At 54.3% G+C, this 22,036-nt stretch carries 19 protein-coding genes; 13 read left to right on the forward strand and 6 right to left on the reverse strand.

Annotated features, from left to right (window positions below; genetic code table 11):
* Window positions 1-6: 6 nt before the first annotated feature.
* Entirely contained in the window at window positions 7-447 is a 441-nt protein-coding gene (locus NHAL_RS14525; RefSeq protein WP_157862577.1) for a hypothetical protein, read from the reverse strand.
* A gap of 153 nt (window positions 448-600) precedes the next feature.
* Here NHAL_RS14525 and NHAL_RS14530 point away from each other — a divergent pair, with 153 nt between their 5' ends.
* The 7 genes from NHAL_RS14530 (at window position 601) to NHAL_RS14560 (ending at window position 7,029) form a co-directional block, all read left to right on the forward strand.
* Entirely contained in the window at window positions 601-921 is a 321-nt protein-coding gene (locus NHAL_RS14530; protein WP_013033907.1) for a hypothetical protein, read from the forward strand.
* Window positions 922-1,250: 329 nt separating this feature from the next.
* A complete protein-coding gene (locus tag NHAL_RS14535; protein ID WP_013033909.1) occupies window positions 1,251-1,652 on the forward strand; it encodes an MbcA/ParS/Xre antitoxin family protein in 402 nt (133 codons plus the stop codon).
* Window positions 1,649-2,350, forward strand: coding sequence for an RES family NAD+ phosphorylase (locus NHAL_RS14540; protein ID WP_013033910.1), 702 nt, complete (start codon window positions 1,649-1,651; stop codon window positions 2,348-2,350). The genes NHAL_RS14535 and NHAL_RS14540 overlap by 4 nt, the downstream gene beginning before the upstream one ends.
* A gap of 483 nt (window positions 2,351-2,833) precedes the next feature.
* Window positions 2,834-3,115, forward strand: a complete 282-nt coding sequence (locus NHAL_RS22020; RefSeq protein WP_083761409.1) for a hypothetical protein — start codon at window positions 2,834-2,836, stop codon at window positions 3,113-3,115.
* Between the two features lie 161 nt (window positions 3,116-3,276).
* Window positions 3,277-4,950, forward strand: coding sequence for a recombinase family protein (locus NHAL_RS14550; protein WP_013033911.1), 1,674 nt, complete (start codon window positions 3,277-3,279; stop codon window positions 4,948-4,950).
* Window positions 4,859-5,503 carry a reverse transcriptase domain-containing protein gene (locus NHAL_RS22525; protein WP_083761410.1) on the forward strand — a complete coding sequence of 215 codons (645 nt, stop codon included), beginning with the start codon at window positions 4,859-4,861 and terminating at the stop codon, window positions 5,501-5,503. The genes NHAL_RS14550 and NHAL_RS22525 overlap by 92 nt, the downstream gene beginning before the upstream one ends.
* A gap of 563 nt (window positions 5,504-6,066) precedes the next feature.
* On the forward strand, window positions 6,067-7,029 hold the full coding sequence (locus NHAL_RS14560) for a homocysteine S-methyltransferase family protein (protein WP_203434325.1): 963 nt from the start codon (window positions 6,067-6,069) through the stop codon (window positions 7,027-7,029).
* 404 nt (window positions 7,030-7,433) lie between these two features.
* On the opposite strand, the gene NHAL_RS14565 is transcribed toward NHAL_RS14560, so the two are convergent.
* The gene (locus tag NHAL_RS14565; RefSeq protein WP_203434326.1) at window positions 7,434-7,943 is read right to left on the reverse strand and encodes a putative molybdenum carrier protein; all 510 of its coding nucleotides are present in this window, start codon (window positions 7,941-7,943) and stop codon (window positions 7,434-7,436) included.
* Between the two features lie 73 nt (window positions 7,944-8,016).
* On the opposite strand from NHAL_RS14565, the gene NHAL_RS14570 reads away from it, so the two are divergent.
* Complete coding sequence (locus tag NHAL_RS14570) at window positions 8,017-8,637, forward strand: DUF2780 domain-containing protein (RefSeq protein ID WP_041355027.1); 621 nt, start codon at window positions 8,017-8,019, stop codon at window positions 8,635-8,637.
* 96 nt (window positions 8,638-8,733) lie between these two features.
* Here the strand turns inward: NHAL_RS14570 and NHAL_RS14575 are convergent, their stop codons facing one another.
* Together NHAL_RS14575 and NHAL_RS14580 are read right to left on the reverse strand one after the other, a co-directional pair.
* Entirely contained in the window at window positions 8,734-9,165 is a 432-nt protein-coding gene (locus NHAL_RS14575; RefSeq protein WP_013033916.1) for a DNA polymerase III subunit chi, read from the reverse strand.
* Window positions 9,166-9,226: 61 nt separating this feature from the next.
* A complete protein-coding gene (locus NHAL_RS14580; RefSeq protein ID WP_013033917.1) occupies window positions 9,227-10,732 on the reverse strand; it encodes a leucyl aminopeptidase in 1,506 nt (501 codons plus the stop codon).
* A 153-nt stretch (window positions 10,733-10,885) separates the two neighbouring features.
* Here NHAL_RS14580 and NHAL_RS20650 point away from each other — a divergent pair, with 153 nt between their 5' ends.
* Both NHAL_RS20650 and NHAL_RS14590 read left to right on the forward strand, forming a co-directional pair.
* Entirely contained in the window at window positions 10,886-13,285 is a 2,400-nt protein-coding gene (locus tag NHAL_RS20650; RefSeq protein ID WP_013033918.1) for an SUMF1/EgtB/PvdO family nonheme iron enzyme, read from the forward strand.
* A 208-nt stretch (window positions 13,286-13,493) separates the two neighbouring features.
* Entirely contained in the window at window positions 13,494-13,718 is a 225-nt protein-coding gene (locus NHAL_RS14590) for a DUF433 domain-containing protein (protein WP_013033919.1), read from the forward strand.
* A gap of 28 nt (window positions 13,719-13,746) precedes the next feature.
* On the opposite strand, the gene NHAL_RS19895 is transcribed toward NHAL_RS14590, so the two are convergent.
* Complete coding sequence (locus NHAL_RS19895) at window positions 13,747-14,919, reverse strand: TIR domain-containing protein (protein WP_013033920.1); 1,173 nt, start codon at window positions 14,917-14,919, stop codon at window positions 13,747-13,749.
* A gap of 539 nt (window positions 14,920-15,458) precedes the next feature.
* Between NHAL_RS19895 and lptF the strand changes: the two genes are divergently transcribed.
* Both lptF and lptG read left to right on the forward strand, forming a co-directional pair.
* Window positions 15,459-16,574 carry an LPS export ABC transporter permease LptF gene (gene lptF, locus NHAL_RS14600; protein WP_041355819.1) on the forward strand — a complete coding sequence of 372 codons (1,116 nt, stop codon included), beginning with the start codon at window positions 15,459-15,461 and terminating at the stop codon, window positions 16,572-16,574.
* On the forward strand, window positions 16,571-17,635 hold the full coding sequence (gene lptG, locus NHAL_RS14605; RefSeq protein ID WP_013033922.1) for an LPS export ABC transporter permease LptG: 1,065 nt from the start codon (window positions 16,571-16,573) through the stop codon (window positions 17,633-17,635). Before lptF ends, lptG begins: the two co-directional genes overlap by 4 nt.
* Here the strand turns inward: lptG and NHAL_RS14610 are convergent.
* The gene (locus tag NHAL_RS14610) at window positions 17,629-18,081 is read right to left on the reverse strand and encodes an RDD family protein (RefSeq protein ID WP_013033923.1); all 453 of its coding nucleotides are present in this window, start codon (window positions 18,079-18,081) and stop codon (window positions 17,629-17,631) included. The two genes, lptG and NHAL_RS14610, sit on opposite strands and share 7 nt — an antisense overlap.
* Window positions 18,082-18,128: 47 nt before the next feature.
* Between NHAL_RS14610 and purL the strand changes: the two genes are divergently transcribed.
* A complete protein-coding gene (purL, locus tag NHAL_RS14615; RefSeq protein WP_013033924.1) occupies window positions 18,129-22,031 on the forward strand; it encodes a phosphoribosylformylglycinamidine synthase in 3,903 nt (1,300 codons plus the stop codon).
* Window positions 22,032-22,036: the final 5 nt, after the last annotated feature.

Here is a 22,036-nt window from a genome sequence, read left to right on the forward strand (position 1 = left end):
GCGATGCTATTTTTTTTCTCCTCTTGAGGAGGCTTTTTGGGCTTTCCGCCTTCCGGCAGCCTGCTGATCGGCCTGGGCCCCTTCCAGCCTCCCTCGCAGCTCTGAGGCCTCAGCTAGGGCCTGCCGCTCGCGGGCCTCGGCGGCCTCTAACCGCTGTTTTAGGTCTTCCATTTGGCTGGTGGTGTCCTCTAAGCGCTGGGAGTGGGCGGCGTTTTCCCGCTCCAGTGCCGTGACCCGCTTCGCGGCTGCTTGGGCCTCTTCTCTGGCCTCCTTCAAAGACGCTACCCAGCGGGAAGCCAGATCTTGGATCCGTTCATGGGCCTCGGCCAGTTGTTGATTCCGGGCAATAGCGGCTTTTTCTAAGCCGGCGACCTGGTCACGGGCTTGCTCCGGGGTTTCCTGAAGCCGGTCCCGTTCCACGATCATGGCCTCGATCTCCTGCTGCATCTGGTCGGCCAGCTCGGCGGCTTCGCGCGTTGAGTCCTCCCTTTGGGATGGATAAGCGATGGAATCTGCTGTTTGTCGTGCATGTGCTTCTGTAAGAAGATCAGGTCAGAATCATTCCTGCGCGTAAAGCGACCTGGACGGAAAGGCAATGTTATGAAGATTGAAAAACTGAAAAAACGGCTCGATCGGAACCGGCCGATGACCACGGTGACCCTTCGCATGCCAGAAGATGTGGTGGAGGATCTAAAGCGCATTGCGCCCTTACTCGGCTTTTCAGGTTATCAGCCGTTGATGCGGGCTTACATTGGCCAAGGTCTCAGAGAGGATTTAGAGCGGCTCGATCACGATACGGTCACCGCCTTAGTGGCCAGCCTAAGGCGCCGAGGGATCAGCGAAGAAGTGCTAGAAGAAGCTTTGACTGAGGTGACCCATGGGTCGCTACAGCTAAGGAGAGGCAGATGCTGCCTTCTATAGAGTGTCGCTTGGACCTTTCGATACAATCAATGTGAAGTGGCTAGACACAAGAAAGCAGCACCCGACATGTAAAAATATTAGGCATAAATAGAGTTCTAGGGAAGAGGTTTATGAAAGCATTGGTCAATTCGGGCTCCAATCGGGATACCCAATCCCACAGCGTGCCTGAAATCAGCACCTGCCTCCATTTTTACACTGCTGATGGACACGCATCGCCCGCGCGGGCAATCCTTCCTTTGCCGAAAGGAGAAATCCCTTTTCTTGATAAAGTCTATTTATGGACTTAAAATTAAAATATAGCTATAAATAGACTATCGAGGAGGTCAATAATGGGGATTGCACACACTCCGCTCCAGGTCGATAGCGCCAAGGTGTCTAAAAGTGCTTTGCGAACTTTCTTTAATATCGCAAACGCTTGGGAACTTAATACCGATGAAGCGATGACTCTATTGGGTTTGGATTCTCGGAGCACCTATTTTAAATGGAAGAAGACTCCTGAATTAGCGAAGCTTAATACAGACAAATTGGAGAGGCTCTCTTATATTTTTGGTATCTATAAAGCACTGCAGGTGCTGTTGCCAAACCCCGCCTCTGCTGATCGATGGATAAAACGCCCTAACTCAGCCTTTCCTTTTCACGGTCAATCTGCGCTTGAGCGAATGCTGAAAGGCCATGTGGCTGATCTGTATGTGGTTCGGCAATATCTCGATGGCCAACGCGGCTGGTCGTGACTTTCCCACCGCCGGTAAGCCGTGCCCAATGGGCACCTTGTTGGAGATTGGTTCCCAGCCGCTTTCCACCCGTTGGCCTATTTGATCGTGTCGCCGAACCCGAAGACCTGGAGATTGTGTTCAAAATTGAAGCGCTCACCAATGATCGTTTGCGTGACGAAGCCGGTGATATAGCGCTTGTGCCTCCTGAAGAGCGCGTTTCTGGACCTGGAACGACGCCGATTATGGCGGCCTTTACCCATCTTAATCCTGAAGGGAGCCGATTCACGGACGGAACCTATGGAGTTTACTATGCGGCTGATACTATCGATACGGCAATAGCGGAGACTCGATTCCACCGGGCACGATTTTTGGCAGCAACAAAAGAACTCCCCATCGAAATAGATATGCGAAGCTACGCGTCTGATTTGGACGCCGACTTACATGATATCCGGAAAATGCAAGCCGTGATGCCGGACGTTTATACGCCCGATCCGCGGGGCTATGTCCATGCTCAAGCGCTGGCAAAAGCATTACGCCATACGGGTTCAAATGGCCTTACTTATGAGAGTGTACGTTCCCCTGGCGGGGAATGCGTCGCCATTTTCCGACCACGGGTTTTATCACCTGTGCGACAAGGCCCACACTATTGCTATGTATGGAATGGAGAGGAAATCACGGCAATTTATCAAAAAAATCACTACCGTTTTCTGGAGTAGGTGAATTTCTTATTGCGGTTTATGACACGTTCGTTGGTAATCAGCTTTAATATCAGCGCATAATCCAACCCTTCGCTCCTAACGAGCGAGGAGTTATGAATATCACTCTCCTCTCTACACACCTACCTACTAACGAGGGTCAGTATACCCGCACCATACAATACTATCTGGGTCATAAAAATATCCAGCGCACCGTCCGCTATCCACTGACCGGTTCAAGGATTTTTGGAACGACTGAGTCGCCGGGGCCGGGATACAAAAGGTCAGGTGAAACAAATGGGCCACCGTGTGGCTGTTTATCGCACGAATCGTTGCCGACCCTCAAAATGGTTTTAATCCCTTCAATGATAACCAGTTCCGTCCCTTAGCAATAAAGTCCAGATATGTGGACGCCCATGTGCTAGATCTAGATTATGAGTCTAACCCATCCGTTCAAGCCTGGTGCCGAACAGAGCATCACTTCAGATAAATAAGGAGGTTAGAATGAGCAGAAAGCGCATGCTGGCGCTGTTGGCGTTCATCACGTGCAGTATTCTGGTGGCCGCCTGCTCCCCGGAGAAACCGGGCTTGGGTGCGGTGGAATGGCAGTTGTACACGGATCAGGACTACCGCGGGCCTGTGCAGCGCGGTGCAGTGGATGAGGCGAGAGGGATTGCCTATCTGGCCCTGAACAATATCACCAAAAAATGGACTCAACCCATTCGGGACTGGAAGGCCGCCCTCAATCAATTCGTCATCCTCTTCGCTGAGCGGATGCCCAAGTGAAAATTAGTTACACAAAAAACTTGACACCCTCGATTGGCCAGCGCGCATCTGGCCGATGCGTATGCTCAGTTGGTGCCGCTACGAGGTCGTAAGAGGGCATGCGCTGGCCCCCAGAGCGGGTCTGATCCCAACGCGGTAGCCCCGATGAGGAAGCAGCGGCCATGAGCACACGATCCGTCGCCTTATACGCCCGAGTCTCGTCTGAGCACCAGGCCCAGGCGCAAACTATTCAAAGCCAGCTGGCGGCGCTCCGTGAGCGCATTGAGGGCGATGGGGAGCGGCTCTGCCCCGAGCATGAATTTATCGATGCCGGCTACAGCGGCTCGACGCTGATCCGCCCGGCGTTGGAGCGGCTGCGAGATGCCGTTGCGGGCGGCGAAGTCGAGCGGGTGTATGTGTACTCGCCGGATCGCCTGGCACGAAAGTACGCCTATCAAGTGATGCTGGTCGATGAGTTTCAGCGCGTGGGCGTGGAGCTGGTATTTTGCAACCGCCCGCTGGGCCAGTCGCCGGAAGATGATCTGCTGCTGCAGATGCAGGGTATGATTGCCGAATACGAGCGCGCGCAGATGCTCGAGCGCAGCCGCCGGGGCAAACGTCATAAAGCCCAGCAGGGTTCAGTCAACGTGCTCTGCGGTGCACCCTACGGTTATCGCTATATCACCCGGATCGAAGGAAGTGGCGAGGCGTGCTATGAGATCGTTGATGAGCAGGCCCAGGTGGTGCGCCAGATCTTCGACTGGGTGGGCCGCGAGCGGCTCAGTATCGGCGAGGTGCAGCGCCGCCTGAGCGAAGCCCCCACCTTGACTCCGGCGGGCAAGACCTGGTGGGATCGCAGCACGCTCTGGGGCATTTTGAAAAATCCCGCCTATAAAGGCCAGGCAGCGTTTGGCAAGACCCGCGCCGGTGAGCTGCGTCCCCGGCTGCGCGAACAGCGTGGGCGCACGCTGCAGCCACGGCGGGCACGCTCCACCTATGACCTACCCGTTAACCAATGGCTATCGATTCCCGTCCCCCCGCTCGTTGATGAGGCGCTGTTTGAGGCCGTGCAGGCCCAGCTGGAAGAGAACCGCCGCCGGGCACGTAGTGGCCAGCGGGGGGCGAAGTATTTACTACAAGGATTGTTGGTCTGCAGCTGCTGCGGCTATGCTTTCTACGGCAAGCCACTCAGCCCGAGCGCCCGCAAATACCATCCGCGCGAGTACGCCTACTACCGGTGTGTGGGCAGCGATGCCTACCGCTTCGGCGGCCAGCGGCTCTGCTACAACAAACCGGTGCGTACCGATCGGCTGGAGCAGGCGGTCTGGTCGCAAGTCTGCCGGCTACTCGAAGATCCCCAGCGGTTAACCGAGGAATACCAGCGTCGGTTGGAAGCGGTTCAGCTCTCGCCTGGTGAAGCCGATGCTGCGTGGGTGGAGAAGAGCCTCACCAAAGTGCGACAGGGCATTGCCCGACTGATCGACGGCTATGCCGAGGGCTACCTGGACAAGAGCGAAGCTGAACCGCGCATCCGGCGCTTTAAGGAGCGACTGCAGGCGCTCGAAGCTCAAGCCGAGCAATTGCGCGCCCAGGCCCAGCAGCAGGCCGATTTACAGCTTGTCATCGGCCGGCTGGAGGCGTTCAGTGCCCAGGTTAAAATGGGGCTGGAACAGCTCGATTGGGGCGGCCGCCGGGCGTTGATCCGCACCCTGGTTAAACGGATTGAGATTGACCAGGAGCGTATCAACGTGGTATTTCGTGTCGATGAGGGGACGCTTCCACCGGGAAATACCCCTTTTAGGCAACATTGTGGGAAGGGTATTGTCGCCATTTTTATCGAATGTGGTGCTGGATGAGTTGGATCAGGAGCTGGAACGGCGCGGGCACTACTTCGTGCGTTACGGCGATGACTGTAATGTCTATGTCAAAAGCCAACGGGCCGGGGAGCGGGTGATGGATAGCCTTAGGCGCTTCATTACGGGACGGCTGAAGCTCAAGGTCAATGAGGCGAAGAGTGCGGTTGATGTCCCGCAGAAACGGCAATTTCTGGGCTTTATTTTCACGGCGGGACGGTGGCCGAACCGACGCAAAATCGCTCCCGAATCTCTCCAACGGTTCAAAGCACGAGTCCGTCAGTTGACGAAGCGGAACTGGAGCATCAGCCTGGAGGAGCGGGTCGATCGGCTGGCGAGGTACCTGAGGGGATGGAAGGCTTACTTTGGCTTCTGTCCAGGAGGTGCCGCCCCCTGCCATGATCAAGCGTTGGCCTTCACTGGAGACCACAAGTGCGCGTTGGGGATGTACCTTGATTTTCGGGAAACGATGACGCATCACGTCGCACCAGGCCCAATGGGTGGTGGCTTCGCAGCCATCCAACAGTCCTGCCTCGGCAAACAACATCGCCCCTGAGCAGGCCGAGGCGAGTACGGCACCTTCCGCGTAACGCTGTTTGAGCCAACCAATCTCGTCATGATAACGGCCGGCAAGGGGGGCGCCTGGAGGTAGGTTAACTTCCGGCACGCAGATGAGCGCATTCTCCGGGCACTGGGCCATTGTGGTATGGGGTGACATATACACCCCATTGCCCGCAGCGAAAGGTTCTTGCTGCTTGGCGACCAGTAGCGGCCGAATCAATTCGGGGCCAGGGCGGCCCTCCGTGACGATGCTCCAATCCCGCCCGGCTGATAGAAACAAGTCGTACATGCCGTAAACCACCGACCCCGTAGTCTCAGGGAATACCAGGATCGCGATGTTGACGGGCGCCGTAGTCATGGCCGATTTGTCCGGTTTTTTGCACAAATGGCTTTAGTGAAGGGGGCAGATTGGGAGTACCTTTCTGAACGTCATTTTAATTTTAACTGATTGTAGCTGAAAGGAAATAGGTATCTTAACAGATAAGCCACAGCCCTGGCGGCGCCCAGCTCACTTGTCAGGCTGGAAATTAATCATGATCACGCAACACCAAGGAGTACATGATGAGTCAATACCGTAATCGACTGCCGCAACTCCGGGAAGATTTGTTCATCACTGATGGCGGCCTCGAAACTACGTTGGTCTTTCACGAGGGCATTGACCTGCCTTACTTTGCTGCTTTCCATCTGCTTAAGGACGATGCCGGGTTTGATACACTGCATCACTATTTCGCCCGTTATGTCAAGATCGCGCGCCGGTGGGGGTTTGGCATTGTGCTGGAGGCCCCCACCTGGCGCGCAAACCCGGATTGGGGAGCAAAGCTGGGTTACGATGCTGTAACCCTCGCTGACGCCAATCGTAAAGCCATCGGTCTGTTGCTCGAGATCCGCGCGGCTTATGAGACACTGGAGACGCCGGTAGTTATCAGTGGCAATCTCGGTCCACGGGGCGATGGTTATCTCGCCGCTTCCCGCATGAGTATAGAGGTAGCACGGGAGTACCATAGGCCCCAGATGGAGACCTTTGCGCAGACCGATGCTGACATGGTGTCGGCGTTGACGCTGAACTATGTGGAGGAAGCGATCGGTATCGTCCAGGCGGCTCGGGACGCCGCCATGCCGGTGGCGATTTCCTTCACAGTGGAGACTGATGGTCGCCTGCCCTCTGGTGACCAACTGGCTGAGGCCATTCAACGCACCGATGACGAAACTAATGCCTATGCTGCCTATTATATGATCAACTGTGCGCATCCCACGCATTTCGAACAGGTATTGCAGGAAGGTGGCCACTGGCGCGAGCGCATTCGCGGCTTGCGCGCCAACGCCTCCAAACGCAGCCATGCAGAACTGGATGAAAGCACGGAGCTGGATATTGGCAATCCCCAGGAACTGGGTGAGCAATACTGTGCGCTACGTACTTTGCTGCCGCGTTTGACCGTGCTTGGCGGTTGCTGCGGTACCGATCACCGACATGTGGAAGCCATCTGCGATGCCTGCCATGCGTATGTTGAAACGTCCTTGTAGAGAGATGACCACCCAATTGGGGATAAATGGCTGCTGAAACTACGGCTCAATTCTATTGCAGAGAGGAGGGTAGAAGATACGATTTCGAAAGCTGATTATATATCCCCTCCCCCTAACCCCCTCCCGCAAGGGGAGGGGGAATTAAAGGGTCAGGTCTTGTTAGGTGCCTATAGGGGACACTTGTTTCGCGCTGCACTCGCATGCTGTCGCTCTCTACGGTCGTGGCCTCATTCCTTTGGGTAGAAAAAAATGAATACCAATTAAGTTCCTGCAAACCTGAATGTCTATGTAGAAATGTCACAAACAGAATTGAGAGCAAATGTCCTTGATATGGCCGGAGATACTATTGAGCAAGCTAGAAATCAGAAAATACCTTTCTGCCTGATCACAGTCTAGGACAGGGTTTAACCGGGACGCTGTGGGGCATCAGCTGAAGGGGTTTGTTGTCGCAACAAGTTTGTGACACACTCATAGGCGTAGGTATGGGCCTGGGGGGCTTTGCTAAGCCGTGGACCGGCCACATTTAAGCTGATGACACCATGATCTGCGATAAATTCAACGATTAAAGTGGCCGCCCGGCTAGCCATAACTTCAGTCGCGTCAATGAGCTTGTAGGGCTTTTTCCGCCGGAGGCAATGCAAAAGAGTCTGTTCGGTCCCTCCCTCAAGTTCACCGAAATAGATGATTGCTGTGGCGTCACTGTCTTCAACATTTTTCAGGGTCCGTTCTCGGTAGCCGCCCTCTGGGAGTTCAATAAGGGGGTATCGAGCAGGAATCGGTCCGTCCTCTGCGGCCCGTCCGGCAGGACACCAGCCTCCACAGGGGAAATGATTGTCGAGGGCCGCGTCCAAAGCCCCACGGTCAACGCCGGTTTGTCCTCCTGAAATAATCTTCGAAAGGGTCATTCTTTGCATTGATGAACAGAGCTTGCCACTAGTCTAAACTTTAATCGGGTGTTTGGGGTTGAGTTGGAGCAAGCATACTATAATGGGTTTACCCAATGGATTCCTTTTACGCATAGAGGTGCAGATGAAAAAAATAAATTACATAAAAATGGGTATTTTAATATTGACCCTCTCCGGCATGGGATGCGCGACCAATGGGGGAAGTGGAAATGTCGTTGGCTCCGTGGATAGTGGCTTAGCAACGGTTGAACAAACAGCGCAAAGCGGGAGGCAAGCGATTGAAGCAGGGACGACTGCCGCTAGAAGTATGGGGACTAGCCAAACGGGTTTGACGGATATTTTGATGAATCAATTAGGCGTCTCCCAGCAACAAGCCTTAGGAGGTGCCGGCGCTATTTTCCAAGCGGCGAAAACCAACATGGACTCCAAAGCGTTCACAAATTTATCTCAATCGGTGCCGGGAATGAATGAGATGCTGAGCGCAGCGCCTAAGATGTCTAATGTGACCAGTGGCATTTCTTCCATGATGGGAGATGCGAATAATGCGCTGGGAAGCATGGCTTCATTGGCCGCTTCGTTTAAGCAATTGAACCTTTCTCCCGATATGGTTGGCCAATTTATTCCCGTAGTGACGGACTATGTGAGGAACACGAGCGGGCAAGCGATGGCTAATTTATTACAGTCGGCTTTAAGAACACCTTGAGTCTCGATAATTACCCTGTAAATGAGCAGCTAGGGGGAAATAGGCTTTGATGGCTATTTCCCCCATAACAACAAGCCTCTTCTTGACCTCAGGGCGTTAAATGCTGAGTTCGTGAGTTTCCAGTGAACAACCTTGGTCACGGTAGTCACGATAACGTTGCCGTCCGGCATGTCGATTGTTCTCATCTTGGTCGATAATTTCCGCCACCCGTGGAAAATGAGAAAAAAACCGCGGCACTTCCGCGCAGAGATTAATCAAGAGATCCATCTCACTCTCCGGTTCGCCCCCATAGCCAATGAGCACGGGGGTTTCGGATGCTTCCTCGGTATTCATCAGGGCATGGGGGACGAAACTACCTTGACGGAAGGTCCATAGGAGGTCGTCCATTTTCTGCGCTTGCTCCTGATCTTCCACCTGGATATAGATCCGATGGCCAAGCCGATAGGCCTTTTCCGTTAACTTGCAGGCAAATCGCTCCCGGATTTGAGGCTGACGGCTCGTAAGTAAATAAAAATCAACCTTTGCCATGGGTCATTATCCTGGAAACGGCAGTTGACCGTTTAGAAACATTGGAAAGGGGCGATGAATTCTAACTTTCTGCTCCCTCGGCGCGCTGAATCAGGTATTGGGTAAGGAGGGGCACGGGGCGTCCAGTGGCCCCTTTCTCCTTGCCGCTGAGCCAGGCGGTGCCGGCAATGTCCAAGTGGGCCCAGGAAAACTCTTCCGTAAAGCGGGCCAGGAAACAAGCGCCGGTAATGGTGCCGGCTTCCCTTCCACCAATATTGGCCATGTCCGCAAAATTGCTGTCCAGTTGCTGCTGGTACTCTTCCCATAGGGGGAGTTGCCAAGCCCGGTCATTGCTGGTTTGTCCGGCGGCAAGCAAGCTCTCCGCCAGGGTTTGATCATTACTCAACAGGCCAGTGGCTTGGGCGCCTAGGGCGATGACACAAGCTCCTGTCAGCGTGGCCACATCAATGACCACTTCCGGACTGTAGCGTTTGCTGTAGGTGAGGGCATCACAAAGAATCAAACGACCTTCCGCGTCCGTATTCAGGACCTCAATGGTTTGGCCCGATAAGCTGGTGATGACATCTCCAGGTTTGTTGGCGGCACCATCGGGGAGATTTTCTGAACTAGGCACGACCGCGACCACATTGAGGGGCAATTCCAGCTCGGCGCAAGCTTTCATGGTTCCGAGAACACCCGCCCCACCGCACATGTCATATTTCATTTCATCCATGCGCTCAGAAGGTTTAATAGAAATACCTCCTGAGTCGAAAGTTAATCCTTTTCCTACTAGGACGATGGGTTTTTGTTTGTTGGAAGCCCCTTTGTACTCCAGGGTGATGAGTTTAGGTGGTTGCCGGCTACCCCGGGCCACGGCAAGCAGCGCCCCCATCCCCAATTTTTCCATGTCTTCCTGTTCCAGGATTTTCACCTTTAGGGGTTTATATTCCTTGGCTAACTTACGGGCCTCATCGGCCAAGTAGGTGGGCGTACAAACGTTTCCAGGCAGGTTGCCCAGATCTCGGGCTAGACTCACTCCCTTGGCTATGGCTTGGCCCCAGTGGGTCCCCTGTTCTGCCGCCGGCTGTTGGGAGCGTTGCTCTAGCAGCAAGGTGAGCTTCTTAAGGGGCTGTGGGGGCGGTTCTTTTTTGCTCTTGGTTTGATCATAGCGATAGGAGGCCTGTTCAGCGGTCTCTACCAGGAGCCGCGCCTGCTGGGCGATATCCTCATCCTCCTTGAGTTTAAGATCCAGCAGGCAGACTACCGCATCGGTAGTGCCACACTCTTGTAATACCTTAACAGCGCTCGACCAACTCTGGCGCAGATGTTTGGCCTCCAGTTTCTCTTCCTGGCCACACCCCATCAATAAGATTCGTTCGGCTTTAACTCCGGGAAGGGCGAAGAGCAGGAGGGTTTGTCCTTTTTTGCCGGAAAAATCACCTTGCTTGATGAGTTTAGACAAATAGCCTTCACTGGCTTTGTCAATTCGTTGGGCGGAAGGGGACAATTTCCCCCCTTCGTAGATGCCCACCACAAGGGCACCGGTGCGTTGTTTTTCCGGGGTACCACTGGCAACGGTGTAATTCATAGCGACTCCTGAAGAGGGATTATCATTGGTGTTTTGTCTTCACAAAATAAAAGCTCAGGATGGTAAGACATTTTAAAGGGATTGACGACCAATAGTTCAAGAATTGGGGATTCAATTTTATGATAAGGGTTCTGTAGGAGCAGAGACCGGGCGATGACAATGGACCCCCTCAACCAAGAACATCAGCGCTTAAAAGAGCGCCTGGAACGGGGCGAGATGACGCCAGCCGAGTATGAAAAGGAACGGCAGCGCCTGGAGGAATCCGCTGGTCAGGGCCAGTCTGCTGATCCTTTTGAGACTCCAGTTTATCACCCGCCCCCTTCTACCCGACTGACGAACTTGGCGCCCGGGCTGGAGATAGGCCCCGAAGACCACCGGTTTCGGTTGGTGTGCAAAATTGGCGGAGGGGCCATGGGGCAGGTATGGCAAGCCCACGATCTGGTCGAAGAAGAACTGGAGGGCGGCGAGCGCTATAAGGCGCTAAAAGTCATCCATCCCCAATTGCAGGACTTAGCCCGTGCCTTGAAGATGCTCAAGCGGGAAGCGGTGCGGGCCTCCCAATTGACCCATCCCAATATTATCAATGTTCGCGGCTGCCGGCAGGGGAAAGACGGCTGGCTGTTCGTAGTCATGGACTATTTGGAAGGCCGAGATTTGGACCGGTTGCTGCTAGAGGACGGAAAGCCAGGGTTGTCCTGGGAACGGACTCGGGAACTTCTCAAGCCTCTGGCCGAGGGGCTGGATTATGCCCATACCCAGGGAGTTCTGCACCGGGATCTCAAGCCGGGTAATGTGTTTATCACCCATGAAGGCCAGGTGAAGTTATTGGACTTTGGCCTGGCCTATCGCTTGCATCAGGCTAGCACCTTAATGAAGGTGGAGGAACCCGATACTAGCGGCACCCCAGAATATATGCCCCCGGAAGCTTTTGTGGCAGGAGAGCCGGATAAGAGCCGGGACATTTATGCCCTAGCCTGTTTGACTTATGAGATGCTCACTGGCGAGCCGCCCTATAACCCCCAGGCGGCGGTGCAGCGCCAGCCGGATTTGATGCCCGGTAAGCCGGAAGGATTAACCGACGCGGCCTGGGAAGTGCTCCAATCGGGATTGGCTTACCATAAGGAAAATCGTCCCGAAAGTGCGGGGGAGTTGGTGCAGCGTTTGGAAGCAGCACAAGCCATCACCCCAGAAACCGGAGAGCCGGAGGAAGCGCCAGCTCGAGAGACAGCCGCTCCTGAATCGCCATCAGAGAAAGCCCCCGAACATTCTCCTGGGGGCAGTGGTCGGCCTTGGCTGATTGGGTTAGTGCTTCTGGTGATGGGAGGAGGGGTTTTTTACCTTTGGGAACCGGAAGCGCCTAGTCCCCCTCCTGTATCACCACCAAGGGAGAGGGAGGAACCGAAGCCAAAGGTGCCGTCAAAGCCCGAACTGCCCTCTCCGCAAAAAGTGGAAGCCGAGTTTGATCTCAGTACTTCTCAACGAGTACAGGTGCAACGTGCGCTCGATATACTCGGTCATGATCCACAGGGGGTGGATGGAATTTTTGGGCCCAAGACAGAGGACGCGATTCGTTCCTGGCAGCGAGCCGAGGGATTAGAACCTACCGGGGATCTTACACAAGCCACCTATGAACAGTTGATGGCGGCGGCTCGGCAACAGCGGGAAGAGAAAGCGCCAAGGTCCTCTGCCGAACCCAAACTGCCGCCGATGCAAAACATCCATGGTTGGTCGTCAGCCAAGGTTGAGGCGTTGCAGCGGCAGACTGCGGAAGCCTTAGAGCAGCCGGTGGTGTTTCAAGACCGGTTGGGGGACGGCAGTCGTGGTCCGGAGATGGTCATCATCCCGGCGGGGGAGTTCTTAATGGGTTCGCCAGAGAGTGAAGCAGGTCGAGATGATGGTGAAGAGCAGCATAGTGTCCAGATTACACGGCCTTTTGCCATAGGCCGCTACGAAGTTACCTTTGAAGACTATGATCGCTTTGCAGTAGCGACAGGGCGGGATAAACCTGATGATGAAGGTTGGGGCCGTGGCCGGCGGCCCGTAATTAACGTGAGCTGGCATGATGCCACGGCGTATGCGGCGTGGTTATCGGAGCAGACAGGACAAAAGTACCGCCTGCCGACGGAAGCAGAATGGGAATATGCGGCGCGTGCGGGGACGGTTACGGCGCGCTATTGGGGGGAGAATTCTGGTGAAGGGTGTGAATATGCTAATGCAGCGGATCGGACGGCAAAAGAGAAATTTTCAGGATGGTCGGTGATGGACTGTCAAGATGGCTATGTTTATACGGCTCGTGTGGGGAGTTTTCGTGCTAATAATTTTGGGTTGCACGATGCCTTAGGCAACGTGTGGGAGTGGACGTGCTCTGAGTATGATGAGAATTATTCTGGTGCAGAGACTCGATGTATAAGCAAAAATCATGCCGGCCCTCGGGTGTTCTGGGGCGGTTCCTGGGACAGCTTCCCGCACAATGTGCGTTCAGCTAACCGATTCGGGGACTGGCCAGACTACCGGAACAACGACCTGGGGTTTCGTCTTGCCAGGGATTTATAACCCTTTGTTCTTTATGCTTTTACCCTTTACGGGGGTCCAGGGGGCGAAGCCCCCTGGTCGCGTCCTATAGCGTTTCCCTTATTAGGAGAGATACAGTTAGATTAAGAGGTTAAGATCCTGGTAGGTTGATATTTGTGTCCTAATTTATTCGGGAAACGCTATGTAACCCTTCGGGTTTTATTCTTTTACCCTTTACGAGGAAACTGAAATGGTAGAAATAGCCGAACGCATTACTATAGATCCCGAGCAGTGCGGGGGCAGGCCGTGTATTCGTGGTATGAGGATTCGCGTAACGGATGTGTTGGAGTTCCTGGCTTCAGGGCTGTCTCAGCAACAGATACTCGATGAAATGCCCGATCTGGAGGCGGAAGATATCCAAGCATGTCTTCGGTACGCCACCCGCCATCTAGATCATCCGGTGATTGCCATGTGAAGCATATGGATTGATGCCCAACTTGGTATTAGCCTACTTGCTCTCCCGGATAGGCCCCTATTTGGAACTCAAATAGCAATGGACCCACTTCTACCAAGTCGCCCTGCCGAAGCCCAACTCTCATTCCCGGTGAGATAGACTGGCCATTAATCGTCACAGGCGTGTTTTGTCCTACAATTACAAAACCCCCTTCCTGGTAGCTTAGCTCAGCAAGATGGTTTTCATCCGTCTCACTTACTTTGATAGCGGCCTCTTCACTGTTTCCCATCATTGCAGTACCAGTACCCCGAAGAAATAGATAATTTTCCACCTGGGGACTGTCATTGACCCGATCCAGCCTCAACCACCGAGTAGGTTCAAGGCGGACCCGCAGTTGTAATGCCTCATGACAGAAGCTAATGAGATCTCCATTGTGTAAGGCTTGCCACTTCCCGCCCTTAAGGGTAGTGCCATTGACCTTGGTGCCGCCTTTGGAGTGGTCATCCCGAATCTTAGCCTGTGCATTCATACTCACCACAGCATGAGTCTCACTAAAGCTATCCATCCGGGTTTGGTTGTCGGGTTCATCCAGGGGAAACAGGGCCAGCCAAAGGTCGGCGGTGAGCTTGGGCCGGCCTAAAATGATTTGGGGACGAGCAAAAAGGCGGGTCAGCGACACCGAGGAGCCTTTCAAAAATTGCAACCGGGCGCCGGTGGCTTTTTGGGGTAAGGGGCGCGGAGCCATGGGCTGCAACGCCTCTGTTGCTGAGGGTTCGCAGGCGGCCTTTATGACTTTAGCAATTTTGACTAAGGCCATTTCTTGTTCGGCCGGATTCAAACTGGCCAAGGGGTTGGCCGGATCGTGGGCGGCTTGATATTTCTCAATCTCGGTTTCTTCATACCAACTCGCTCTGATAGGTATCCAGAGGATTTTCAAACCTTCTTTCTCGGCCGCATCCAATAGGGGAGGCAGTTCTTCCTCCGCGATAAAATCAGAGGCGAGAAAATCTGGACTGACTAGGAGCACAGCCACTTTGGCCTGGGCCAGAGCCTGTTTGATTTCATTTCGCCACTGTTGGCTGGGTTGGATATGGGTATCATCCCAGACTGATATTTTGCCTTTTCGGATCAAGGGCTTTAACATGGTCCGCAACTTTCTCAGCCATTCCTTATCCTGGTGGCTGTAGCTGATAAAAACCTGGTGGCGAGGAATTGCTCGCATAGTTTTTCATTTTTTGGGGTTGTGGCAAGGGCACAGGGATAATATCCATCTGAACAAACTGGACTTACGCCGTTTGTCATTCCTACGTAGGTGGGAGTCTAGTCGCTGCCTGAAAAAACTGGATACCCGCCTCCGGAGGTATGACAACTCCGGGCCTTTTGCGTAGGTTCTGTAGATAACGTTTTCTATTTCCCCCTCATCCTAGCCTTCTCCCGCCAGGGGAGAAGGAACGGGGAGTTGAAGGTTCTCAGCCTTCTCCCGCTAGGGATGAAGGGACAGGGAGCTAAAGGCCTCAGAAGCCGTTAGAAAATTCTTTTAGGATGAATTGGGTACGGCAAAACTCGCCTCTGTAAGCGTTTATTCGCGTGCATTTGCGGCTAAAAACCGAATCTAGGTTGTTCCACTGATTTTCTCAGATGGCGCCCCCCTCGCCAGCGCTCTGCCCCAAGTTTTTGCGATACCCTTTAAAATGTGATTTTTTTGTATCCTGCGTGTCTTTGTGGTGATCTCGTAATTTATCCGGATAGATGATGGAACGGATGTTCAAATTTCGTATTGTTGATCGTTACATTCTCAAGGAATTGAGCCTCAATGTGACGGCAATCACTTTAGTCTTGTTGCTTATTTTTGGTGGGATTCGCTTCATCCGTTTTTTAGGCCAGGCAACGGAAGGGAAGGTCCCAGGGGAGACCATTTTAGCGCTTTCCACGTACGAGGCCATAGGGGCTTTGGTATTGCTGCTGCCGTTAGCCGCCTTCCTGGCGGTGATTCTGGTGCTGGGCCGGATGGCTAATGACAGTGAAATTGTCGTCTTATTTGCCTGCGGCATAAGCCGGGGCCATTTGTTGCGGGTGGTGTTGGCCTTTGGGTTGGTATTGGCCATAGGTGTAGGCTGCATTTCCTTGTATCTGGGGCCTTTGGCTTCGGCAGAGGGCTATCGTCTCAAGCAAGAGGCCATACTTGCCGCTGAGACCAGTGGTTTGGTGGCCGGCAATTTCAAGAAAACCAAGGGAGGACAATGGGTATTTTATGCCGAGAGCTTAACGGAAGATCGACTGGGAATGAGAAATGTCTTTATCCAGGTGCGAGAGCCCACCCAGAAAATTCTTTTCCGATCTTCGAGAGGCCGCCTTCAAACAGATGGGATCACCGGTGACAAGCACTTGATACTGGAGGAAGGTTACCGTTATGACCTGGTTGGTAATGACGTGGGGATACGGATCTCTCGCTTTGAGCGCCATGGCATTTTGGTGAAAAAGGGGGGGGCGCAAGAATTCCGCATCCGCCATAAAACCCTTCCCACCTTGACCCTTTGGGAGATGGGAGCTCCCAAAGATATTGCAGAAGTGCAGTGGCGAGTTTCCATGCCCATTGCGACCCTCCTATTAGTGATGCTGGCGGTCCCCTTGGCCCGATTGGAACCCCGTCAAGGGCGCTATGCAGGGTTGGTACCCGCCGTCCTGGTGTATGTGATTTATAGCAACATGCTCGGGATATCCCGTAACTGGGTGGAGCATGAAGTGATCCCGGCCTCCCTTGGTTTATGGTGGGTCCATGGGCAGATGCTCTTGGTGGTGCTGGTCTTGCTCTGGCCTCAGCCTTTGTGGCGGGTGTTACACCAACTGCGCCGGCTCCTTGCTTGGGTGAAGCGATGAAAATTTTAGACCGTTATGTGGCGAAAGCGGTGATCAGCAATACCTTGCTGGTGCTGCTGGTCTTAATTGCCCTTTATACCTTTGTGGAGTTTATCACTGAGCTGGAGGAAGTGGGGGAAGGGAACTACGGAGTAATGGATGCACTGCGTTATACCGCCTATTCCATCCCTCAATATATCTATGACTTATTGCCCGTGGCTGCCCTGCTAGGGAGTGTGCTGGGGTTGGGCTCCCTGGCCGGTCAAAGTGAATTGGTGGCCATGCGAGCCGCCGGTTTTTCCGTGGGTCGTATTACCCGTTCCGCCTTGGCAACGGGAATGATCTTTGTGGTGGTGACGATTCTCATGGGGGAAGTCCTGGCGCCGCCCGCAAAGCAGGCGGCCAATACGCTCCGTTCCTTGGCTAAAACGGGGCATTTGAGTGAGCAAGCAGAGCGAGGTTTCTGGACCCGCAATAATAACAATTTTAATCGCATCGGCCGGGTATTGCCCAATGGACAATACCAAGACATTGAAATTTTTGAGTTTGATGAACAACATCGCCTTCGGGTCATCAGCCGAGCTGCCGGCGCGACCTATCATAGGGATGGTTGGCATTTGAGTGATATTACCCAGCGGATTATTAGCAGCCAAGGCATTACCACCCGCAGATTGCCTGAGGCCCTTTGGGAGTCAAGCCTAAGCCCGGAAATGTTGGATGTGGTCATGGTGGACCCCCAGCAGCTTTCTGCTTGGGGGTTATACCGCTACATCGACTATTTGGAGGAGAATAAACAAGCCACGGAGCAATACCAACAGGCCTTTTGGAGTAAGGTATTTGCCCCTTTCAATACTTTGATCATGATGTTTTTGGCCATTCCCTTTATCTTTGGTCCGCTGCGCTCGGTCAGTATGGGGCAGCGGATCTTAGTTGGTGCCTTGGTGGGCATTGGTTTTTTTCTTTTTAATCGGCTTTTTAATCAGTTAGGATTGGTCTTTGAATTTTCTTCCTGGTTAGCGGCGGCTTTTCCCTCACTCCTGTTTTTTGGTCTTGGTATGGTGATGCTGCGCCGGATTTATTGAGGTTTCTGAGCTTTTTTTGGCACCAGGACGAGTTCGGTTTCTGAGAAACGGTCATGCCAGGTTTTGCCTTCTTTATCGATGAGCGCCCACCAAAAGCCCGCGCCCAGGGGAAGCCAAGAAACTATAGCGAATCCGAAGCGAAGCAGTGCTTGGCGCCAGGTAACGGTTTGGCCATTGGGTTGTTGGACCTTGATGCGCCAGGCGCGCATTCCCAGCGTTTGTCCCCCATGGGTCCAGAAGCCTCCAAAAAAGGCTATAGCTATCAGTAGAAGATAAAAGCGGTAGATAGCGTTGCCTGCAGGAATAGCCTGGCCCGCGGTGAGGGGCAAGGCAAAGATGGTGAGTAAAAACCAGGTGGCCACGAGTAATAAGCTGTCGTAGAAAATGGCTCCTAGGCGACGGAATAGTCCTGCTGGGGAGGATGGGGGATGGCTGGTGGCTTTCATGAGGGTAAAGTATCATGCCTGTTAATTAAGGAAACCGTATAGTAAAGATGTTGCAGTTACGTGGCCAGTCGGCTTTATCCTCTTTTCGGCTTAAAAGGTTGCTTACCCGATTGCAAGGGGCGGTGGCGGAAGTGGTCTCCGTGGAGGCGGATAATTTTTATTTCGTGGATTTGAGTCAGTCCCTTGCCCCGGAAGAATCCCGCTCCTTAGCCCATCTCTTGGAGGCTGACCATCTCACCTCCAAGGAGACGCCCGAAGACAATTTATTGTTGGTAGTGCCTCGTCCCGGCACCATTTCCCCCTGGTCAAGCAAGGCGACCGATATTGCTCATCTCTGTGGTCTGAAAAGAATCAAGCGCGTGGAACGCGGCGTGGGCTATTGGATCCGCAAGCGCAATGGTGGTGCTCTTTCAGCCACTGAGCGCCAGGGTCTTGCGCCCTGTGTTTATGACCGGATGACGGAAAAAACCCTCGAGCGCCTAGAGGAAGCGGAGGCTCTTTTTTACCACCAGGAACCGGCTCCCTTGACCACAGTGGATATCTTAGGTGGAGGGCGGGTGGCCCTGGATCTGGCCAATAGCCAAATGGGGCTGGCTTTGGCGGAGGACGAAATCAACTACTTGGTAGAGAACTTCCAGGCTTTGGGCCGTAATCCCACGGATGTGGAATTGATGATGTTTGCCCAGGCCAACTCGGAGCATTGCCGTCATAAGATCTTCAATGCTAGCTGGATCATCGATGGCAAAGCTCAAGACCGCAGCCTGTTTGCCATGATCCGCCACACTTATGAGAGTCACCCGGCGGGCATTTTGTCCGCTTATCGGGATAACGCGGCAGTCACCGCGGGTCCTCGGGTGGCCCATTTTATGACCGGTGTCGGTGGTGATTCGGGTTATGGTTATTGGGAGGAAGAGCGCCACCTGTTGATGAAGGTGGAGACTCATAATCATCCTACGGCCATTTCCCCCTTTCCAGGAGCGGCGACCGGGGCGGGGGGAGAGATCCGAGACGAAGGAGCTACCGGACGGGGAGGGAAACCCAAAGCCGGATTGGTTGGATTTAGCGTCTCTAACCTGCGGATACCAGGATTTGAACAGCCTTGGGAGCAGGATCATGGCAAACCCGGACGGATAGCCTCGGCCTTGGAGATCATGGTGGAGGGGCCGATTGGTGCCGCTGCTTTCAACAATGAATTTGGGCGTCCTAATCTGTGCGGCTATTTCCGTACCTATGAAGCCCGGGTGCCGGGGCCTAGGGGTTGGGAGTTGCGGGGCTATCATAAGCCCATCATGATTGCGGGAGGCCTGGGCAATATCCGCCCTGGGCAGGTCAAAAAGACCCTTTTAGCGCCGAGAACACCGCTATTGGTGATCGGCGGCCCTGCCATGCTCATTGGCTTAGGAGGGGGAGCCGCCTCTAGTGTGGCCTCGGGGGAGAGTGAGGAGGCGCTGGATTTTGCTTCGGTGCAGCGGGGTAATCCGGAGATGCAGCGGCGCTGCCAAGAGGTCATTGACCGTTGTCTCGCCTTGGGGGAGGGGAGTCCCATCCTTTCTATTCACGATGTGGGGGCGGGGGGACTTTCTAATGCCCTACCGGAGCTGGTCCACGATAGCGGCTGCGGTGGCCGGTTTGAGTTGCGGGTCATTCCCAGCGACGAGCCAGGACTTTCCCCCATGGAGATTTGGTCTAATGAGGCCCAGGAACGCTATGTTTTGGCCGTTGATCCCCAGGGATTGTCACTCTTCCAAGCCCTCTGTGAGCGGGAGCGCTGTCCCTGGGCGGTGGTGGGTGAAGCCACGGAGGAGGGACAACTGATCGTCGGGGACGGCTATTTTGATAATCTGCCCGTGGACATCTCCATGGAGCTCCTTTTTGGCAAACCCCCCAAGCTGCTCAAGGAAGTTCAGCATCGGCCTTTTCATAAGCCGGATTTGGACTGTAAAGACATAACCCTGCCTCAAGCCGCCGAGCGGGTATTGGGTTTGCCGGCGGTGGCCAGCAAGAATTTTTTGATCACCATTGGGGATCGCTCTATTACGGGGCTGGTTGCCCGTGACCAAATGGTAGGTCCGTGGCAGGTCCCGGTGGCCGACTGTGCGGTAACGCTTTCTGGCTATCGTTCCTATGAAGGTGAGGCCATGGCCATGGGAGAACGTCCCCCCTTGGCGCTCATCCACCCGGTGGCTTCCGGACGCATGGCGGTGGGGGAGGCGATTACCAATATTGCCAGTGCCCCTATTCAATCCCTGGGGGAGGTAAAACTGTCGGCGAATTGGATGGCTGCTTGCGGTCATCCCGGTGAAGATGCGGCTTTGTTCGATACGGTCAAGGCCGTGGCCATGGAGCTTTGTCCCCGGCTGGGGATTGCCATCCCGGTAGGGAAGGACTCCCTGTCCATGAAGACCGTCTGGCAGGAAGGGGACGAAGAACAGGTGATGACGGCTCCCCTTTCTTTGATCGTCAGCGCCTTTGCCCCGGTGCTGGATGTTCGCCGCTCCTTGACTCCTCAGCTGCGCACCGATGTGGGGGAGACCGTCTTGATCCTGATCGACTTGGGAAAAGGCAAAAATCGCCTGGGGGGAACGGCCTTAGCCCAGGTTTATCAGCAGTTGGGCCACCACCCTCCCGATTTGGATGATCCGGAGGCCTTGGTTCGTTTCTTCACGGCGATTCAAGGGTTGAATGGGGATGGTCTCTTACTGGCCTATCATGATCGTGCCGATGGCGGGTTGTGGGTGACTCTTTGCGAGATGGCTTTTGCGGGCCATTGCGGAATCCAGGTGGATTTAGATGCCCTGGGCGCCGATCCCCTCGCTGCCTTGTTTAGTGAGGAGTTGGGGGCGGTGATTCAAGTGCGGCGCCAAGATCAGGAACAAGTTTTGGCTTGCTTCCAGGGGGCCGGATTAGGCCGCTATTGCCATGTCCTTGGGGGGCTAGACTGTCAGGATCAGATCCGGGTCTCGTTTCAGGATCAAGAGCTGTTGGCGGAAAGTCGGACCTACTATCAACGGCTATGGTCAGAGACCAGCTATCGGCTGCAATCATTGAGGGACAACCCGGAGTGTGCTCAACAGGAATTTGAGGTCCTGCTGGATAAGGCCGATCCTGGCATTAATCCCTCCCTGGCCTTTGACCCTGCGGAAGACATTGCCGCCCCTTATATTGCCACCGGGGTCCGTCCTCCAGTGGCGATCTTGAGAGAGCAAGGAGTGAATGGTCAGGTGGAGATGGCTGCGGTTTTTGAACGGGCTGGTTTTGCGGCCATGGATGTCCACATGAGCGATATTTTGGCGGGACGGGTGAGCTTGGCTGAGATCAAGGGCTTAGTGGCCTGCGGCGGGTTTTCCTATGGGGATGTCCTTGGAGCAGGGCGTGGCTGGGCGAGCACGGTGCTGATGAACCCCCGTGCCCGGGATGAGTTTACCGGCTTTTTTTCCCGTCAGGATAGTTTCGCCCTGGGGGTGTGTAATGGCTGCCAGATGCTCTCTCACTTGAGAGAGCTGATTCCTGGAACTCACCTATGGCCAAAGTTTTTGCGTAACCAATCAGAGCAGTTTGAAGCCCGCTTGGTGACGGTGGAAGTGCTCAACTCTCCTTCTTTGTTCTGGCAAGGAATGGCCGGTTCCCGTCTTCCTATCGCAGTGGCCCATGGGGAGGGGCAAGCTTATTTTGGGGAGACCGGTGCGGCTGAAGAAGCCTTTACTGCTGGCATTGCAGGGTTACGTTTTGTTGATAACTACGGCCAACCTACTGAGCACTATCCTGCCAATCCCAATGGTTCGCCGGGAGGGATTACCGGCCTGACCAGCGAGGATGGGCGCTTCACCATCATGATGCCCCACCCCGAGCGGGTTTTCCTGAGCGTTCAGCATTCTTGGCACCCCTTAGATTGGGGGGAGGAAGGCCCCTGGTTGCGAATGTTCCGAAATGCTCGCCGGTGGGTAGATTAAAAAGG

It is taken from the genome of Nitrosococcus halophilus Nc 4, assembly GCF_000024725.1.
In the GTDB taxonomy this organism is placed as follows: domain Bacteria; phylum Pseudomonadota; class Gammaproteobacteria; order Nitrosococcales; family Nitrosococcaceae; genus Nitrosococcus; species Nitrosococcus halophilus.

Coding starts and splice junctions, on each gene's coding strand:
- NHAL_RS14525 (WP_157862577.1), bottom strand. CDS start 447: ATGCAGCAGGAGATCGAGGCCATGATCGTGGAACGGGACCGGCTTCAG.
- NHAL_RS14530 (WP_013033907.1), top strand. CDS start 601: ATGAAGATTGAAAAACTGAAAAAACGGCTCGATCGGAACCGGCCGATG.
- NHAL_RS14535 (WP_013033909.1), top strand. CDS start 1,251: ATGGGGATTGCACACACTCCGCTCCAGGTCGATAGCGCCAAGGTGTCT.
- NHAL_RS22020 (WP_083761409.1), top strand. CDS start 2,834: ATGAGCAGAAAGCGCATGCTGGCGCTGTTGGCGTTCATCACGTGCAGT.
- NHAL_RS14550 (WP_013033911.1), top strand. CDS start 3,277: ATGAGCACACGATCCGTCGCCTTATACGCCCGAGTCTCGTCTGAGCAC.
- NHAL_RS22525 (WP_083761410.1), top strand. CDS start 4,859: ATGAGGGGACGCTTCCACCGGGAAATACCCCTTTTAGGCAACATTGTG.
- NHAL_RS14560 (WP_203434325.1), top strand. CDS start 6,067: ATGATGAGTCAATACCGTAATCGACTGCCGCAACTCCGGGAAGATTTG.
- NHAL_RS14565 (WP_203434326.1), bottom strand. CDS start 7,943: ATGCAAAGAATGACCCTTTCGAAGATTATTTCAGGAGGACAAACCGGC.
- NHAL_RS14570 (WP_041355027.1), top strand. CDS start 8,017: ATGGGTTTACCCAATGGATTCCTTTTACGCATAGAGGTGCAGATGAAA.
- NHAL_RS14575 (WP_013033916.1), bottom strand. CDS start 9,165: ATGGCAAAGGTTGATTTTTATTTACTTACGAGCCGTCAGCCTCAAATC.
- NHAL_RS14580 (WP_013033917.1), bottom strand. CDS start 10,732: ATGAATTACACCGTTGCCAGTGGTACCCCGGAAAAACAACGCACCGGT.
- NHAL_RS20650 (WP_013033918.1), top strand. CDS start 10,886: ATGACAATGGACCCCCTCAACCAAGAACATCAGCGCTTAAAAGAGCGC.
- NHAL_RS14590 (WP_013033919.1), top strand. CDS start 13,494: ATGGTAGAAATAGCCGAACGCATTACTATAGATCCCGAGCAGTGCGGG.
- NHAL_RS19895 (WP_013033920.1), bottom strand. CDS start 14,919: ATGCGAGCAATTCCTCGCCACCAGGTTTTTATCAGCTACAGCCACCAG.
- lptF (WP_041355819.1), top strand. CDS start 15,459: ATGTTCAAATTTCGTATTGTTGATCGTTACATTCTCAAGGAATTGAGC.
- lptG (WP_013033922.1), top strand. CDS start 16,571: ATGAAAATTTTAGACCGTTATGTGGCGAAAGCGGTGATCAGCAATACC.
- NHAL_RS14610 (WP_013033923.1), bottom strand. CDS start 18,081: ATGAAAGCCACCAGCCATCCCCCATCCTCCCCAGCAGGACTATTCCGT.
- purL (WP_013033924.1), top strand. CDS start 18,129: ATGTTGCAGTTACGTGGCCAGTCGGCTTTATCCTCTTTTCGGCTTAAA.